We start from the raw sequence: 17,009 nt of genomic DNA on the forward strand, positions 1-17,009 counted from the left end.
AGCACGGCGAGGACGGCGACGGGTCCTGGAGTGGCTGGAGGTGCACTCCCGAGGAACGAGGGCGTGCACCGGAAGGCGCGAAGGCCCCGTCTTAGAGCCGTCCGAGCACCACGGCCAGCGCGTCCACCACACGGGGGTCGTACTCGCTGTCGGTGTCCATCCGCAGCCGTTCCAGAACGGCGGCGCGGCGCTCCTCGTCGCTGTTGCCGCCCACGAGGTCGTCGAACGCGTTGGCGACCTTGATGATCCGGCTCCCCAGCGGCGGCACGCCCTCGTCCCCGTCGCCGTCCAGCGGCTCGCACTGGCGCCGGACGAGCTCGGCGACGTTGTCCAGGACCCCGGTCTCGCGGATGATCGCCGATCCCAGCTCCGCGATGCGCCGCTGCTCCCGCGGGGAGGCCAGCACGGTCGCCCCGCCCGCGATGGGCTCGCGCAGGGACAGCTGGCCGATGTCGTGCATCAGGGCCGCGTACTCCAGTTCCAGCAGCTGCGCCTCGACCAGGCCGAGCTCGCACCCCACGGCGCGGGCCAGGTGGCCGACGCGGCGCGAGTGGCCGTTCTCGACGTAGCCGCCGACCTCGGTGACCCGGCTGAGCGCGCGCACGGTCTCCAGGTAGGTGCGCCGCACCTCCGCGTGTCTGCGGAAGGCCACCTGCGACACCAGTAGGGGCGCGGTGAACACCAGCAGCCCCACGAGCCCGGTCACCGTGCAGGCCAACGCGATGAGCACGCCGCTGGAGCCGATGGCGGCACCCGCCGCGGACTGGGCGCGGACCTCGTCGCCGACGGCCACCAGCACACGGGTGCGCAGCCGTTCGGCCCGCAGGACCGCGGCCACCAGGGTGTCCGCCAGCCAGGCGAACACGACCAGGGCCGCCATCAGCAGCGTGGCGGTCGCCGACGGCCCGGACAGGGACAGCCCCTCGACCAGGGGCCGGAAGGCGACCGCCAGCAGCATCGCGACGAGGATCCGCCGGGCGACGCCCTCGACCTGCGGGCCGCGGCCCACGGCCACGTGCGGCAGTTCGCCCAGGGCCACGCCCAGGGCGACCACGGCCACGACCTGCCAGGCCGGGTACAGGACGGGCTCGTCGCCCAGGCTCAGCAGCAGCGAGTAGCTGATCGCCCCGGCCGAGGCGATGGGCGCGAGTTCACGGTGGCCGGGCAGGGTGATGCGCGCCAGCTCACCGATGGCGATCACCAGGCAGAAGGCCAGTGCCGTGTAGGGCCCGGTGAAGCCGGTGACGGCCGTCCAGCCCACGGCGGCCAGGGCGCCCGCCCCCACCGCGCCGACCAGGGCGGCCCGCACGGGCCGGTCGGTCCAGGGCACGCCCGCGCGCCGTCGGCCGGGCGGGCCGACCGCGGTCGGATCGGTCTCGGATCCGACGGACGCGGGTCCTTCGGACTGCCGCTGCGTCATCACCGGTCACGCCCGCCCGTCACTGCCTCGGCCGGCGCGGAGCCGGTGTCGGCGTCCGCGTCGGGCCCGGGTGTCCGCACGGTCGCGGCGTCCTGCTCGGGGGTGTCGGGCACGGGTGCCTCCGGCCCCTCGGGATCGGGGCGGTCGTTCCGGTCGTAGCTGCCGCCGGGCGGCTCGGCGATGTCCGGGGTCTGCCAGCCGTCCCGCTCCACGGCCCGGACCAGGGCCTCGACCATCCGCGGGTCGAACTGGGTCCCGGCGCACCTGCGGAGTTCGGCGATGGCGTCCTCCACCGACCACGCCTTGCGGTAGGAGCGCGTGGAGGTGAGGCAGTCGAAGACGTCGGCGACGCTGATGACACGGGCCGACTCGGGGATCTCCATCCCCACCAGCCCCATGGGATAGCCGCGTCCGTCCAAGCGTTCGTGGTGGTGGCGGATCCCGGCCAGGGCCTCGTCCAGGAAGCTGATCTCGCGGACGATCTCGTACCCGCGCGTGGGGTGCAGCTTGATCGCCGCGTACTCGTCGTCCGTGAGCTTGCCGGTCTTCTGCAACACCTTGGTGGGCACCCCGAGTTTGCCGATGTCGTGCAGCATCCCCGCGTAGCGGATCTTCTGCACCCGCTCGGCGGGCATACCCAGTTCCCGGGCGATCATCGCGGCGCCCTCGCCGACGCGCATGCTGTGGCCGCGCGTGTAGTAGTCCTTGGTCTCCACCGCCTGGCAGAGGGTGGCGAGCGTCGCCTCGTGGGCGCGGGCCTCACCGGACTGCTGCGCGAAGGTCCAGCGGGCGATGAACAGCGGGAGCAGGACGAGCAGCGGCGCGATGAGTCCGACACCGCCCCACACGGCCGCGATGGCCAGGCCGAGCATCTGGTAGCCGATGGACGACAGCTCGACGGCCATCAGCGGGCGCCAGCGGAACCGGCCGCCGCGGCGCTCGCGGACCGCCCCCAGGGTCCACATGAGCAGGCCGATGAGCACGGAGTTGACCAGCGTGTGCGTGAGCACGGCGGCGACGTAGGGGAACACGACCGCAGGGAAGTCCTCCTGGGCCGGTTCCCCCACGGTGCCGCCGAGCAGTAGGTAGACGTGCCCGGCGGCGAAGGCCGCCAGGGCGAACTGGGCCCCGTTGAAGGAGCGCTTGACGATGTTCTGCCTGCGGATGGTCAGGCAGGAGGCGAAACCGACGACGGCCGCGCCCACCGGGCCCACCAGGACCACGGCCGCCAGTGCCACCGCCGAGCTCGGCGAGATCCCGGCCTTGACGTCCGCGACGACGATCGTGCTGATCGACTCCGCGACCACGAACAGAACCGCGACGAAGATCAGTGTCTTCAGATCGATGCCCGAATAGGGCCCGACGAGCATGATGGTGACCGCACTGACAACGACGATTCCGACGTAGACACGCGCGCCCGCGGGAAGAGCCCGCACCCCCGTTCACCCCCCACCAACGACGACCGGACTGTCATGGTTTCACCGGTTCTGTTCTACCACCAAGACCATCCGGAGACAGTGGTCGCGACCCATTGGGTGATAGCCAGCGCCTGGATCATGTGTACGAACATGTCTTGTCCCCTCTCCCCCGACACGGGCGTGCGCGAATTCCCCGGCGCACGCCGCGTAAATTACCCCATTCGTTGGATATGGCGTCCAGTTTAACGGGCCCTCACCGCGCCATGATTCACCACAACCCGAACCGGGGGCGCAGGGGCCCGCCAATTGGGTCACGGATTCCGAAACATGGAATTACGAATTCCATTAGTAATGATGGCCAATGACTCTGCGTAATCAGACGACATCGGACACTCGCCACCGATCGACGGGCACAACGGCACGGAGCGACACCCCCTCGCATCCCTTGGCCAGCATCAACTACAGCCAGTGACCACAGGAACCCCCCAGGCATCGGCCTGGTAAAAATCATTCCGAGTCGGTCACGACGGCGATTCGGCCGGGCGCGCCGGGCGTGTCGGGTCAGTACCGCCGCGGACGCCCGGGGGACGGCATGACCAAAACCCCGACAGGGAAGGGGAATCCGGCACGACGCTCCCACAAACGGCGACAAACAGACCGCATCACGACATAGGACGCCAATGTCCATAAACTCTGGCACGCACGCAGAAAAGCGGCGACAGCTGGCATTTCAGCTGTCGCCGCTCCGGTGTTCGCCGGGGCCCGGCGTTCGGGGAGGACCCTTCTTCCCCGGACGAAGGTCAGGCGGGAGCCCCCGGGGACTCCAGGCGCTCGGCACGCCCCTCGCGTGCCAATTCCTCGTTCCGGGCCCGCGCCAGGCGCCCGAGCACCTTGTCACGCAGATCCTTGGGCACCGGGTCGCACCCGCAGTGCTTGGCGACGAGTTTCTTCACGGCCTCCTCGAGCCCGTACTCGTCGAGGCAGGGGCTGCATCCGTCCAGGTGCCGGCGGATGTCCTCGCAGTTGCCCTCCTCAAGCTCCCCGTCGATGTACGTGTAGAGCTTGTCGAGCACCTCGCTGCACGGGGTGTCGTGGTCCTTGCCGTGGCCGCCGCCCATCACCGATCTCCTCGATCCGACCCAGTCGCCTCTACCCGTCCGGCCGCGGACGACCCCGAGGCGACGGCACCGGCGGCCTCGGCCGCGCGCGTCGCTCCGAGGAAACCGCGGTCCACCGCGTACTCCTCCAGTAGAGACCGGAGCTGGCGACGCCCTCGGTGGAGTCGGGACATGACCGTCCCGATCGGCGTCCCCATGATCTCGGCGACCTCTTTGTAGGCGAAGCCCTCGACGTCGGCGAGGTACACCGCGATGCGGAAGTCCTCGGGCAGCTCCTGGAGCGCCCGCTTGACGTCGCTGTCGGGAAGGTGTTCCAACGCCTCGGCCTCGGCCGACTTCAGGCCCGCGGCCGTGTGCGAGGCGGCCTGCGCCAGCTGCCAGTCCTCGACGTCCTCGGTCCCGGCCTGCTTGGGCTCACGCTGCTTCTTGCGGTAGGAGTTGATGAAGGTGTTGGTGAGGATGCGGTAGAGCCACGCCTTGAGATTCGTCCCCTGTTTGAACTGGTGGAACGAACCGAACGCCTTGGCGAAGGTCTCCTGGACCAGGTCCTCGGCGTCCGCGGGATTTCGGGTCATCCGCAGGGCGGCTGAGTAGAGCTGGTCGAGAAAGGGCAGAACGTCCCTCTCGAAGCGCTCGTCCCGCTCCTCGGCTGTCTCCTGGCCCTGTTCCAAGCCCGTCGGCCTCCTCGCGCTGGTCCCAGCTGCGGCATCCATATCCACACGATACGATCCCATACCTGTGACCCGCGCATCGACGCCGCGAGGCGCCGACACCTCCTCCTCGCGTACGAGGCACGCACCGGCTGTCGCCATGGTCTGGCGCTCCTCCTTGTGATGTCACCCTCATCGGCCCGGAATCCTGACTCCGGGCGCGGTGTCGATCTCAACAACGCGTCCGCCGGACTGATTCCGCCCTGGGCGAAGCCGGTCCCCGCGACCTGCACGACTTTGTCGTTTGCCTCGGTCGACGAGGTGAGGCATGGCAGAGTGCGGGTAGGACCAATGAAGGATGGGAGAGGAGTGCACGTGCGTCCGTCCTCGACTCCGGCGTCCGATCGCCCCCGGTCTCCCGCCGCTCAGTTCGCCACCCCCGACCGACTGTCGGACTACTGGCGTTTCTACTGGGCGGTGGCGGAGGCCCAGACGGCGCGCTGGCTCCCGCCCACACCCTCACGGCTGCTGGACCTGTCCAGCCCCGACTTCCAGGGCACGCCCCGTGCCGTGGCCGCCGGCCACGACGTGGTCACCCTGCTCCCGTCGCTGGACCTGGCCCTGCGCGGCCCGCTCACCCTGGTGAACGGACGCGCCATGGTGCCGCCGCCCGCCCGCAGGGGGCGCCTGCGCCGCGTGGTGGGCGACTCCGACTTCCTGCGCGGGTTCGCCTCCGAGGTCTTCGACGGTGTCATCGCCGACAACCGCGTCCTGTCCCGCCACCTGGCCACCGAGTCGTCGATGGCGGAGATCGCCCGGGTACTGCGGCCCGGCGGGCGGGCCCTGGTGAGCGTGGACTCGGTGGTGCTGGGCATGGCCCTGCTGGCCGAGCAGGACTGCTGGCCGGAACTGAGCCACGCCCCGAGCGCCGACGTCCTGCTGGTCCCCTGGCCGGACGGCTCCATCACCCGGTGCTTCACCGGCGAGCAGCTCACCGAGACCCTCGTCGACGCGGGGCTGGAGCTGGAGTGGATCAAGCCGCGCACGGTCCTGTCGGCGTCCACGGTGGAGATGATGCTGGCGCGGGACCCCCGGTCGATGGGCCGACTGGTCGAGATGGAGCTGCGGGCCACCGAGTCCGACGACTACGTCGGCGTGCACATGGTGGCCAGCGCCCGCAAACCGGACTGACCGGCGGGGCCCCACGGGGGCGGCCCGGCGGGAGCGGCGAAGGCGGGACCAGGTGCGCAACGAGGGTCCTGGCTCCGGGCCCGACGCGGGCAAGCGCTTACACTTGCGCCCGGCGACCCCCGCCGACCCGCCACGGACCCTGGAGAGACATGGCCCTGTTCGACCTCCCCCTCGACGAACTCCGGACGTACAAGCCCGAGCGCACCGAGCGGGCCGACTTCGACGACTTCTGGAGCAGGACGCTCGCCGAGGCCGCCGAGTTCGACCTGGCTCCGGAGTTCGTCCCCGCCGACACCGCGCTGACCGGCGTCGAGGTGCACGACACCTCGTTCTCCGGCTGGGGCGGCCACCGGATCAACGCCTGGCTGCTCGTGCCCAGGGGTGCCGACGGGCCCCTGCCGTGCGTGGTGCGCTTCATCGGCTACGGGGGCGGCCGGGGCTTCGCCGAGGACCACATCGTGTGGGCGGCGGCGGGCCACGCCGCCCTGATCGTGGACAGCCGGGGCCAGGGCGGGGCCGCCCACCACGCGCCCGGCGCCACCGCCGACCCCGACGGCGGCGCGTTCGCGCAGGCGCCCGGGATGATGACCCGGGGCGTGCTCGACCCGGAGACCTACTACTACCGGCGGCTGTTCACCGACGCGGTGCGGGCCGTGGACACCGCCGCCGGCCACCCGGCGGTCGACGCCGACCGGATCACCGTGTCGGGCGCGAGCCAGGGCGGGGCCATCGCCCAGGCCGCGGCGGCCCTGCATCCCGGGGTCCGCGCGGCGGTGATCGACGTGCCGTTCCTGTGCCACATGCGCCGGGCCGTGGAGATCACCGGCAAGGAGCCCTACGCCGAGCTGGTCCGCTTCCTGGCCGCCCACCGCGGCCAGGAGGAGCGGGTGATGGAGACCCTGTCCTACTTCGACGGGATGAACCTGGCCGCGCGGGGCCGGGTGCCCGCGCTGTACTCGGTGGCCCTGATGGACGAGGTGTGCCCGCCCTCCACCGTGTTCGCCGCCCACAACCACTGGGCGGGCCCCAAGGACATCACGGTGTGGCCGTGGAACGGGCACGAGGGCGGCGGCGGTGAGCAGATGCGCGCACAGCTGCGCTTCCTCGCCGACCTCGACTGAAGCGGTCGGGGACCGGCCGGTGTCCGACCGGTCCCCGACGCCGCCGTCCGGCGGGGGCGGCGTGCCCGGGCCTCAGTCGGCCAGGGGCAGGTACACCCGGTTGCCGTGCTCGGCGAACTCCTCGGACTTGTCCGCCATGCCCTTCTCGATCGCGGCGACGGTGTCCAGTCCGTTCTCCTCGGCGTACTTGCGCACGTCCTGGGAGATCTTCATCGAACAGAACTTCGGCCCGCACATGGAGCAGAAGTGCGCGGTCTTGGCCGGTTCGGCGGGCAGGGTCTCGTCGTGGAAGGCCTGCGCGGTCTCGGGGTCGAGGGCGAGGTGGAACTGGTCCTGCCAGCGGAACTCGAACCGCGCCTTGGACAGCTCGTCGTCCCACTCCTGCGCCTTGGGGTGGCCCTTGGCGATGTCGGCGGCGTGCGCGGCGAGCTTGTAGGTGATGACGCCGGTCTTGACGTCGTCGCGGTTGGGCAGGCCCAGGTGCTCCTTGGGAGTGACGTAGCAGAGCATCGCGGTGCCCAGCCAGCCGATCTGCGCGGCACCGATGGCGGAGGTGATGTGGTCGTAGCCGGGGGCGACGTCCGTGGCCAGGGGGCCGAGCGTGTAGAACGGCGCCTCACCGCACAGCTCCTCCTCCAGGCGCACGTTCTCGGCGATCTTGTTCATCGGCACGTGCCCCGGGCCCTCGATCATCACCTGCACGTCGTGGGCGCGGGCGATGTGCGTGAGCTCGCCGAGCGTGCGCAGCTCCGCGAACTGCGCCTCGTCGTTGGCGTCGGCGATGGAGCCGGGGCGCAGTCCGTCACCGAGGGAGAAGGTGATGTCGTACTCGCGGAAGATCTCGCAGAGCTCCTCGTAGTGCGTGTAGAGGAAGCTCTCCCTGTGGTGGGCCAGGCACCACGCGGCCATGATCGAGCCGCCGCGCGAGACGATGCCGGTGACCCGACGGGCCGCCAGCGGCACGTAGCGCAGCAGCACGCCCGCGTGCACGGTCATGTAGTCGACGCCCTGCTCGGCCTGCTCGATGATGGTCTCGCGGTAGACCTCCCAGCTCAGCGCGGTGGGGTCGCCGTTGACCTTCTCCAGCGCCTGGTAGATGGGGACCGTGCCGATGGGGACCGGCGAGTTGCGGATGATGCGCTCGCGGGTCTCGTGGATGCGCTTGCCGGTGGACAGGTCCATGACGGTGTCGGCGCCCCAGCGGGTCGCCCACACCATCTTCTCGACCTCCTCGGGGACGGAGGAGGTCACGGCCGAGTTGCCGATGTTGGCGTTGATCTTGACCAGGAAGTTCTTGCCGATGATGGTCGGCTCGGACTCGGGGTGGCAGCGGTTGACCGGGATCACGGCCCGGCCCAGCGCCACCTCCTGGCGGACGTACTCGGGGTCCATGCCCTCGCGGGCGGCCACGAAGCGCATCTCGGGGGTGATGGTCCCGGCCTTGGCGTGGGCCAGCTGGGTGACCGCGCCGCCGACCGGTTCCCTGGCCTCGATCCAGGGCTGCCGCGTCCTGGGCAGACCGGAGTGGACGTCGATGAGCGCGGAGTCGTCGGTGTACGGGCCTGAGGTGTCGTACAGGTCGAAATGGCTGCCGTTGCTGAGTTCCACCCGCCGCTGCGGGACGCGGAGCGTGAGCCCCTCGGGGGTCTCGATCTCCCGGTGGACCTTGACCGATCCCATGATGGGACCGGTGGTCACCTGGTGGACGTCGGTGGTGGAACCGGTGTCGCGGCCGTCAACAGCCGTCATGGCATGCCTCCCTACGTCGGAATTACCCGAACAGGTTCTGCGGTCGGCGACACCGTTGAGTCGCCCTCTCAGCCCGCCATGGTGCGAGCTCCCGCGTTGCTTATTCACATGTGGCACGTCGCGCGTGCGGGGCGGCCCCCGTGGGGGCGCCCGGCCCTGTGGCCTCGCACACCATATCCGTCCCCCACCCGGACCTGTCCAGGGGCCCAGGGGTCAGAAAAGTGTGTCCGGCTCCGGCCCGGCGACCGCGGCGACCGGTGTGAGCAGGTCGGCGGAGTTGTTCTTGATGGTGTTGACCTCGGTGGAGACCTCGTCCACGGCGAAGGCGTCGGCGGGGGTCTGCGCCAGCACGTGGAGGAGGTCGTCCGGCGCCGCCTCGGGGTCCAGCCAGGTGGACCAGGTGGCCGGGGGCAGGATGACGGGCATCCGCTCGTGGATGTGGGCGAGCGCGGGCGCGGCGTCGGTGGTGACGACCGCGCAGCTCCAGAGCCAGCCGGCGGGGTCGTTCTCGTCGGCCTCGGGGTCGCGCCACCGTTCGAAGATCCCGGCCATGGCCAGGGGCGCGCCGTCCGGGTAGCGGATGGCGTAGGGCTTCTTGGCCGCCTTGGCCTTGCGCTTCTTGTGGTGGGGGTCGGTGACCGGCGAGGTGCTCGGCTCGACCCGGCCGTCCCTGCCGACCAGCTGCCACTCGTAGTAGGCGTCGGCTGGCAGCAGGCAGCGCCGGCGGCGGAAGGCGGTCCGGAAGGCGGGCTTGTCGGCGATGGTCTCGCTGCGCGCGTTGATCATCCGGTAGCCGATGTTGCGGTCCTTGGCCCAGGAGGGGACCAGGCCCCAGCGCAGGGTGTGCAGGGAGGCGGGTCCGGGCTCGGCGGAACCGGGGCCCTGGGGCGGCGGGCCGAGCACCGCGTACACGGGCCGCCCGGGCGAGACGTTGTAGTCCGGGGGCAGGTCCTCCAGCGGCGGCCAGGCCCGGGGGTCGGGATTCTCGGGCAGGGCCTCCTCGGGCAGGTCGAAGGCGAGCTGGAGCTCGTGCTGGTTCCGGGACTGGGCATAGCGACCGCACATGGGTGTGATCCTACGGCTCCGCCGTGACATCCTTCCGGGGGTCCGGCGTCCGGGAGCCGTCGGGGCCGGGGCGGCGCGCGCCGGCGTCCGCGGCGTCGTCGGCCGCTGCCTGCACGGGCGCGGGGCCGGACGGGGCCGGTTCCAGGGGATCGCCCGGGTCCGGGGAACCGGTGTCCCGGGCCCGCCAGGCGCGGCCCAGTCCGACCAGGACGGCCAGTGCGCCCAGCGGCCCCAGCACCGCGGGCGCCCAGGAGTCCAGCGCGCGCAGCAGGACCGAGCGCACCCGGGCCTGCTCGGCGTTGGCCGCGACCTGCGGTTCCTCCAGGGCGAGCGCGGCCCTGAGCAGCGGGATCCCGCCCTGGCCGTCGCGCGGGCGCAGGGTCTCCTCCCGCTCTTCCGTGGCGTTGACGACGACGCCCGTGACGGGCTCCACCCAGAACGTGCGCGTGACCTCCAGCCACCGGGTGGCGGTCACGGTGCCCTCGGCCCCGGCGGAGAACAGCACGGCCGGGACCGGGCGCGCCGAGTCCGGGACCTGGGTGGCGCTCACCGTCTGGGTGTACCGGCCGGTCCGGAGCCCGGCCACCTCCTCCCAGTCGTCGAACTCCAGCAGCGGGGCGGCGCGCACCTCGGCGTCGTAGTAGGGGTAGTCGCCCTCGTCGGCGCCGGCGGGCCAGAAGTGCACCAGGCCCGCCTGGCGCACGGCGCGGTCGCCGTTGACGTGCTCGCCGCAGCAGTTCACGGCGCGCCCGGTCTCGCGGTCGACGATGACGCGCCGGCTGGAGTGGTCGATCATGCGGTCCGGCAGCGAGGTGTCCACGACCATCTCCCACGCCGACCAGTCACGACCGTGGGCGGTGGCGTCGACGCGGGTCACGCGCCGCATCTCGACGCCCTCGACCCAGGCCCACCGGGACGTGTCCAGGTAACCGGCCTCCGCGTCGACCATGGCCACGGAGAACTCGGTGGAGGCCGGGATGAGGGCCACGCGGTCGTGGACGTACAGGGGCAGCAGCGCGGCCAGGGTCAGCAGGAACGCCCCCGCGGCCACGGCGAGGGTGCCCGTGGGCAGCGATCGCCGCGGCGCGGTGAGGGGGCCGACCTGGCTCCCGGTGCCGGTGGTCATGTCCGGGCCTCCTCGGTGTCGGCCGTCGCGGGTCCGTCGGCGTCCCGGCCCCGGTCCGCGTGACCGTTGGCCGCGTGACCGTTGGCCGCGGGTCCGTCGGCCGCGATCGCTCCGTCCGGCTCGGGCTCAACGCCGGACTCGGGCTGGATCGCTCCGTCCGGCTCGCGCGGGTCCCCGGAGTGGGCGTCCGCGACGGCCCCCGGAGCCGGGCCGGGCCCGGTCGTCCGGCCCGCGGCGGTACCGCCCGCCGTGCCCGCACGACCGGACATGCCTGCGGCGGTTTCCTGGGCCGGGTCCGCACCCGTCGTCCAGCCCGCGGTGGAGCCGGAGGCGGTGCCGACTCGGCTGCCGGTCCGGGTTCCGGCGCGTACGCCGGGCGGGTCGTCGTCGGCGTCCTCGTCGAGGCCGCGCTGGCCCAGGGCGAGTACCAGCCGTGCCAGGGCCGGCAGGCACAGCGCCTGGGGCACCCAGCCGCGCAGGGGGCCGCCGAACACCTGGGAGACGTCGTGGAAGGGCATGTACAGGGCCAGGTAGGTCCCGGCGCCCATCGCCAGTCCGGCCAGGGCCAGCGACACGGTCACCGGCCACGGCCCCGCCAGGTGGGGCAGCAGCCGCCCGCCCATCGACGGGCGCCCGGGTTTGGCGTGCCGCAGTGCCTTGGGCGCCCGGCGGCCCAGCCACCACACGCACAGCAGGATGGCGCCCACCAGGGCGGCTCCGGTCCAACCGGCGACCCACACGCCGTAGGCCAGTCCGAGGGGCAGGACGGCCCCGCGGCCGAGCCAGCCGGGTTCGGCGGCGGGCAGGGCGCGCTGGCCGCGCGGCGGCGACGTGCGCGCGGGTCGGCCCCGGGGCCACAGGGCCACGATGACGAGCAGCGCGGCCATCTGGAAGCCGACCAGCAGGGCCGCGTGGTAGGCGTGGTCGGGCGCGTACTCCAGGGTGACGGTCCCCGCGCTTCCCGCGGGCAGGACCCAGCCCTGCTTCCAGCCCTCCAGCCGGATCGGCTCCAGCGGCCCGTCCGAGCCCTCCAACCGGGCGGTCCAGCCCTCGTTGAAGTTCTCGTTGACCACGAGCAGGCTGTCCTCGTCCACGTCCACGTCGAAGCTGCGGCCGCTGGGCCCCCAGCCGTGCACCGCCTCCACCTCGGCCATGGCGACCTCGGAGCGGTCGGCGAGCGCGTCGGCGGAGTCCACCACGGCCGAGCGGACCTCGTAGCGGTTGCCCGGGTCGACCTCCAGACGGTTGGTGCCCCCGTCCAGGTCGAAGTCGGTGCAGGACTCATAGCGCAGCGGCAGGCCGGTGAGCTGGTCGGCCAGCGTGCCCTCGCTGATGCGCGACTCCACGCGCTCGCCGTTGACCCGCAGGGTCGGTCCCAGCCCGCACGCGGTGGAGGCGTCGCCGGAGGGCACCGCTTCCACGGGCTCGACGCCGGGCAGGCCGATGGAGCCGATCTCCAGCGCCTGGCCCTCGGGCCGCTCGAACGTCACGCGCAGGGTGTCGGTGGTCAGGGACGCGAAGTCCACGCGGCCGCTGCCGTCGAGCCAGCCCTCGCGGACGGTGTCCCCGCCCTCGACGGTGACCCTGATCGGCCGCAGCACGCTGTCGGCGCGGGGGAAGTCGACCTCCAGGTACCCGAGCGTGGTGGGTTCGCCGAGATCGATGTCGAGCCAGGGCTCCTTCTCCTCCGGGTCGGGGTACCAGACGGTGCTCTCGTCGTCGTCCAGGGCGCCACGGCCCATCGACGCCGGGTGCTCCACGGCGGTGGAGGAGGAGGTCACGGTCGGGTACCCGCCGGCGCGGTTGGCGGCGTTCTCCGCCTCGCGGGGGTCGGTGAGCACGACCTCGCCGGAGACCCGGTGCGGTCCCGACGCGGACTCCTCCGACAGCTCGAAGGTGCGGTCCAGGCGGCGCGCGTCCTCGCCCCGCACCTGGAGCCGCGAGTTGCACACCCACACGTGGGAGCCCTCCATGCACCCTGGCGCGGTGCCGGTGGAGCCGGTGAAGACCAGGGTGCCGGTGTCGGCGGGGCCGGGCACCACGAGGGTGCGGTCGACCTCCAGGCCGGGGAGGGAGAGCTCCGCGATCCCCACCCGCGTGCCGAAGCGGTACTCCGGTTCCCACGCGAGTTCGTCCACCCGCACGCGCAGGGTCGAGGTGAGCCCGGGCGGGGCCACGATGTCCTGGGGTTCGTCGGTCCCGGCGACGGGGACGTCGGCCTCGCCGTTGTCGGTGACGAGCGTGACGCGGGAGGGCGGCGGTTCACCGGGCAGCTGCTCGAAGGCGAGGCTGAGCCCGTCGAGGTCGCGCGGTTCGGTGAACTCGACCTCCAGCCACTCGCCGAGGGCGCCCGTGAACGCGCTGGAGCGCCAGGAGGTGGCCAGGTCGCCGTCCAGGGCCGCGTGCGGGGCGTTGCCGGGGTCGCGGTCGGAGCCGCGGGCGTCGGCGCCGCTCTCGGCGGAGGAGGCGGTGACCGAGGCGATGCCCAGGTCCTGGGCGTGGGCGACGTGGTCCTCCCACGCCGGGTCGAGGACGTCGGGCGCGGGGACGTCGCGTTCGAGCTCCTGGTCCTCGGTCAGCGTCGCCGAGACGTTGCGGCGGACGTCGGAGTAGACGACCTCGCGGCGGCGCGCGGTGTCGGTGACGACCGTGTCGGCGGCGGAGACCTCCTCGGCGCCGGGGTCGTCGCCGAGCAGGACGGGGCGGTCGTCGGTGATCAGGCCCTGTTCGGCCAGGTGGAGCAGGGACTCGGGCCCGCCGGTGACGCGCACGGCCTCGTCGGCGGGCACGGTGCCGACGGTCGGTGCGGCGTCGGCGACCTCGTAGACGGTCAGGGCCCGGTAGGGCTGGTCGAACCACTGGGAGGCCGACTGGTGGTCCAGGGAGCCGATGACGGGGCCGAACTCCGCCGCCTCGGTGATGCCGGGCGAGGTGCGCAGGGCCTGGTGCACGCGGGCGGGCCAGCCGCCGTTGTTGCCGGTGCGCTGGAGGTCGTTGCGGACGATCAGGTGGGTGACGCCCAGGCGGGCGAAGGTGTCGGCGAGCCCCGGCGAGCCGCGACCGGAGGAGACCCGCTGGTCGATCTCGTGGGTGAGGCGGGAGACCCCCGCCGAGCCCCAGGGGATGATCTGGTGGTTGGTCCAGGCGCCCGAGAGCAGCGGCTGCATGGGTTCGTCCAGCGGGCGGCCCCACTCGTACTCACCGCGCGCCGACCCCGGCAGGGCCATCGTCATGCCGCGCTCGTCGGAGCGCTCGTTCAGCCAGTCGGCGGCCTCGGTCCAGTGCTCGGGCATCCGCTCGTAGCCGCCCGCCGGGGCGATGCCGACGGCGCCGATGGGCAGCAGCGTGACCAGGAAGGCGACGGCGGCCAGGGCCGTGACCGACCGGCGCACGCGCGCCGAGACGGGTGCCGAGCGGCGGTCGGCCCAGTCGCGGGCCACGACCACCGGCAGGTGGGCCAGCCCCAGGACGAGGGGCAGGCGGATCAGCGCGTCGAACTTGTGGACGTTGCGGAAGGGCGCGAGCGCGCCGTCGAGGAGGTCGCGCATGCCGCCCGCGAAGAGTCCGGTGAGGTCGCCGGTGTGGCCCGCGACGATCACCGCCGTCCCGGTGAGCAGGCACGCGATGAGGAAGAGGCGTTCGGGGGTGCGGCGGTTGATGAGTCCGGCCAGGCCGAGTCCGGCGACCAGGGCGGTGACGGCGATCAGCCAGGGGGTGGTGGACAGCTCGGCGCCCGAGGGCAGCGCGGTGTTGCCCTGGTCCGGCAGGAAGCCCATCCAGTTGGAGGTCCCGCGCAGCGCGTTGACCAGCGAGGTGACGCCGGTGGTGACGGCGGCGTCCTCGGTGTAGGGCATGAACGAGTACACGTACCGCGACATGAGCAGCAGCGGGGCGACGTACCAGAACGAGGCCAGCACGACCGCGACCGACCACCAGGCGATCAGCCGCCGTTTGCGGGGGCCGCGGGCGCGGGTCAGCAGGTAGAGGCCGGGAACGACCAGCACGGCCAGTTCGGAGGCCGCGTTGGTGCCGCCGCACAGCAGGAAGGCCGTGCCGGACAGGAAGGCCATCCGGAGGGGGGAACGGCCGTGGCGGGCGCCGAGGACCAGGGGCAGCAGGATCCACGGCATGAGCAGCATCGGCTGCAGCTCGGCGGAGTTGTAGGACAGCAGCGTGAGCACGCGCGGCGCGAGGGCGTAGGCGAGCCCGGCGAGGATGCGGGTGTTGACGGTGCCCAGGCCCAGGGCTCCGGCGACCTTGTACACGCCGGTGAACGCGGCGATGAGCAGGACCGCCATCCACAGCCGCTGGATGAGCCAGTCGGGCATGCCGGCCAGGTCGAGCAGCAGGTGGAAGGGGCCGTTGGGGAAGAAGTACCCGTAGGCCTGGTTCTGGATCTGCCCGAAGTAGGAGGCGTCCCACAGGAAGAGGGCGCGCTCCAGGAACCCCAGCGGGTTGGCCGTCAGGTCGATCTTGGTGTCGCTGACGATCCGGCCGGGGTCGATGCTGGCCGCCAGCGCGCCCAGGAGCACGCACACCGTGAGGACCTTCAGCCGCGCCCGCAGCGTCTCGTCCAGTCCTCCGCCGGGGGCGGACGGTGTCCTGGAATCCGCCGGTTCGCGCCTGACGGTGGATTCCGCCGAAGTCACATCGTCTCTTTCTTGCCTGCCGCGGAGTCGTGTCCACCGGGGGTGGTGGCCGGGTCGGGGAGCCGGAGTTCGGCGGCGACCAGGCGGGTCATCCTCGCGCCGCTGGCCTCCCAGGTGAACTGGTCGGCCCACGCCCGGCAGGCGCGGCGGACCTCCGCGGCCCTCCGGGGGTCGGAGAGCTCCTTGAGGGCCCGGTCGACGACGTCGGCGAGGTCCTCTCCCTCGCGTACGAGCCACCCGGTCTCACCGTCGCGTACCGAATCGCGAAGTCCGTCCACATCGTAGGCCACGGTGGGGACGCCGAGCCGGGCCGCCTCGATGACGGTCAGGCCCCAGCCCTCGAACTCCGAGGCGGTCACGTGCAGGTCGCAGGAGGCCAGGAGGCGGTTCTTGTCCGCCTCCGGGAGGAAGCCGTGCAGGCGGACGGCGTCGGCGAGGTCGTCGCGCTCGATCTGCTCGGCGAGGTGCTCGCCCTCCGGACCGCGGCCGATGATGTGCACCCGCAGGCCCGGGTGTGACGCCCGCAGGCCGGCGGCGAGGCCGACGACCCTGGAGACGCGCTTCTGCACGACGAGGCGGCCGAGGCTGACGATGGCCGGGGCGCCGGCGGCCGCGGGGCCCCCGTCCCCGTCCGCGGTGCGCGCGGGGAGCTGGGAGGGGACCGGGAGGGGTGCCGGGACGCCGCCGTTGTGGATGATCTCGATGGGCGCGCGCCAGCCGAGCTTGTCGCGCATCGCCGCGCGGGAGGACTCCGAGACGGTCACGGTGGTGCAGTCGCGGTAGACCCGGGAGGCGACCGCGGACTCCATGAAGCGCCCGAACCAGGCCAGCGGCGCCGGGAAGTAGGCGTTGAACTGGAGGTCGTGGACGTGGTGGACGACGCTGACGACGCGGGTCCGGCGTCTCAGCACCAGGCGCGACAGGAACGGGATGCCGTTCATGCAGTCGAAGGCGAGGTGGTACTCGCGTCGCCACAGGGCGAGCCAGGCCATGACGCGGGGGTAGACGGTGAACCGGCCGCCCATCCGTCGGATGACGATGCCGTCCTTGGTCTCCACGCGCGCCTGGTGGGGTTCGCGGCTGGTGAGGAAGGTGACGATGGCACCGCGTCCGGCCAGGTGGCGGCTGATCCGCCAGGCGTACTCCTCGGCGCCTCCGGCGGCGCTCTGCCAGGGGTCGCGCCAGTTGATCATGACGAGCCGCACGCCGTCCAGGCGCGGGCCCGGGTCCGCGGCGGGCGGCTCCGGAACCGTCACCGGTGCGGCCGCGACCGGGGCCGCGACCGTGGAGGTGTCGGGTTCGACCCGGTGGTGGACCTTCTGGAAGACCACGAGCTCTCCTTCCGCGCGGGGTCCGGTGGGAGTCGGACATCGTCGCCGTCCGCGCTGGGATGAACACTCGACGTGAGGGTCTGCGTGTAGCGCTGAGCGCACGCGGGACGGACCCGTCGACGGTCGGGTGGGAATGGGGGGCGGACTGAACCGCGGACCAGTGGACGGGGC

Annotated in this window: 11 protein-coding genes and 1 riboswitch; of the genes, 2 read left to right on the top strand and 9 right to left on the bottom strand. The window is 72.5% G+C overall.

The window, feature by feature from the left end; translation table 11 throughout:
- Positions 1-91: 91 nt before the first annotated feature.
- From ADL05_RS04255 to ADL05_RS04270, 4 genes are all read right to left on the bottom strand, one after another.
- Positions 92-1,420, bottom strand: a complete 1,329-nt coding sequence (locus ADL05_RS04255) for an HD-GYP domain-containing protein (protein WP_053615528.1) — start codon at positions 1,418-1,420, stop codon at positions 92-94.
- Entirely contained in the window at positions 1,420-2,790 is a 1,371-nt protein-coding gene (locus ADL05_RS04260; protein ID WP_053615617.1) for an HD-GYP domain-containing protein, read from the bottom strand. The genes ADL05_RS04255 and ADL05_RS04260 overlap by 1 nt, the downstream gene beginning before the upstream one ends.
- An 848-nt stretch (positions 2,791-3,638) precedes the next feature.
- Positions 3,639-3,956 (bottom strand): mycothiol system anti-sigma-R factor, encoded by a 318-nt coding sequence (gene rsrA, locus ADL05_RS04265; protein WP_053615529.1) that lies wholly within the window; start codon positions 3,954-3,956, stop codon positions 3,639-3,641.
- Complete coding sequence (locus tag ADL05_RS04270) at positions 3,956-4,627, bottom strand: sigma-70 family RNA polymerase sigma factor (RefSeq protein ID WP_053615618.1); 672 nt, start codon at positions 4,625-4,627, stop codon at positions 3,956-3,958. The genes rsrA and ADL05_RS04270 overlap by 1 nt, the downstream gene beginning before the upstream one ends.
- 348 nt (positions 4,628-4,975) lie before the next feature.
- Between ADL05_RS04270 and ADL05_RS04275 the strand changes: the two genes are divergently transcribed.
- Both ADL05_RS04275 and ADL05_RS04280 read left to right on the top strand, forming a co-directional pair.
- A complete protein-coding gene (locus ADL05_RS04275) occupies positions 4,976-5,797 on the top strand; it encodes a methyltransferase (RefSeq protein WP_053615530.1) in 822 nt (273 codons plus the stop codon).
- A 149-nt stretch (positions 5,798-5,946) separates the two neighbouring features.
- Entirely contained in the window at positions 5,947-6,918 is a 972-nt protein-coding gene (locus ADL05_RS04280; protein WP_053615531.1) for an acetylxylan esterase, read from the top strand.
- Positions 6,919-6,990: 72 nt separating this feature from the next.
- On the opposite strand, the gene thiC is transcribed toward ADL05_RS04280, so the two are convergent.
- The 5 genes from thiC to ADL05_RS04305 form a co-directional block, all read right to left on the bottom strand.
- Complete coding sequence (gene thiC / locus ADL05_RS04285) at positions 6,991-8,667, bottom strand: phosphomethylpyrimidine synthase ThiC (protein WP_053615532.1); 1,677 nt, start codon at positions 8,665-8,667, stop codon at positions 6,991-6,993.
- Positions 8,661-8,772, bottom strand: a riboswitch (TPP riboswitch). Its footprint overlaps the gene before it by 7 nt.
- A gap of 108 nt (positions 8,773-8,880) precedes the next feature.
- Positions 8,881-9,732: an SOS response-associated peptidase gene (locus ADL05_RS04290; RefSeq protein ID WP_053615533.1), complete on the bottom strand. Its 852-nt coding sequence runs from the start codon at positions 9,730-9,732 to the stop codon at positions 8,881-8,883.
- 10 nt (positions 9,733-9,742) lie between these two features.
- Positions 9,743-10,858 (bottom strand): DUF3068 domain-containing protein, encoded by a 1,116-nt coding sequence (locus tag ADL05_RS04295; protein ID WP_082376090.1) that lies wholly within the window; start codon positions 10,856-10,858, stop codon positions 9,743-9,745.
- The gene (locus ADL05_RS04300; RefSeq protein ID WP_231640588.1) at positions 10,855-15,507 is read right to left on the bottom strand and encodes an alpha-(1->3)-arabinofuranosyltransferase; all 4,653 of its coding nucleotides are present in this window, start codon (positions 15,505-15,507) and stop codon (positions 10,855-10,857) included. The genes ADL05_RS04295 and ADL05_RS04300 overlap by 4 nt, the downstream gene beginning before the upstream one ends.
- Positions 15,504-16,838, bottom strand: coding sequence for a glycosyltransferase family 4 protein (locus ADL05_RS04305; protein WP_053615534.1), 1,335 nt, complete (start codon positions 16,836-16,838; stop codon positions 15,504-15,506). The genes ADL05_RS04300 and ADL05_RS04305 overlap by 4 nt, the downstream gene beginning before the upstream one ends.
- Positions 16,839-17,009 lie beyond the last annotated feature (171 nt).

Origin of the sequence: Nocardiopsis sp. NRRL B-16309 (genome assembly GCF_001279585.1) — a bacterium.
Taxonomy (GTDB): domain Bacteria; phylum Actinomycetota; class Actinomycetes; order Streptosporangiales; family Streptosporangiaceae; genus Nocardiopsis.

Excerpts from the sequence above, each read along its gene's own strand:
- ADL05_RS04295 (WP_082376090.1), bottom strand. The coding sequence starts at position 10,858 with ATGACCACCGGCACCGGGAGCCAGGTCGGCCCCCTCACCGCGCCGCGG.
- ADL05_RS04280 (WP_053615531.1), top strand. The coding sequence starts at position 5,947 with ATGGCCCTGTTCGACCTCCCCCTCGACGAACTCCGGACGTACAAGCCC.
- ADL05_RS04290 (WP_053615533.1), bottom strand. The coding sequence starts at position 9,732 with ATGTGCGGTCGCTATGCCCAGTCCCGGAACCAGCACGAGCTCCAGCTC.
- ADL05_RS04255 (WP_053615528.1), bottom strand. The coding sequence starts at position 1,420 with ATGACGCAGCGGCAGTCCGAAGGACCCGCGTCCGTCGGATCCGAGACC.
- thiC (WP_053615532.1), bottom strand. The coding sequence starts at position 8,667 with ATGACGGCTGTTGACGGCCGCGACACCGGTTCCACCACCGACGTCCAC.
- rsrA (WP_053615529.1), bottom strand. The coding sequence starts at position 3,956 with ATGGGCGGCGGCCACGGCAAGGACCACGACACCCCGTGCAGCGAGGTG.
- ADL05_RS04260 (WP_053615617.1), bottom strand. The coding sequence starts at position 2,790 with ATGCTCGTCGGGCCCTATTCGGGCATCGATCTGAAGACACTGATCTTC.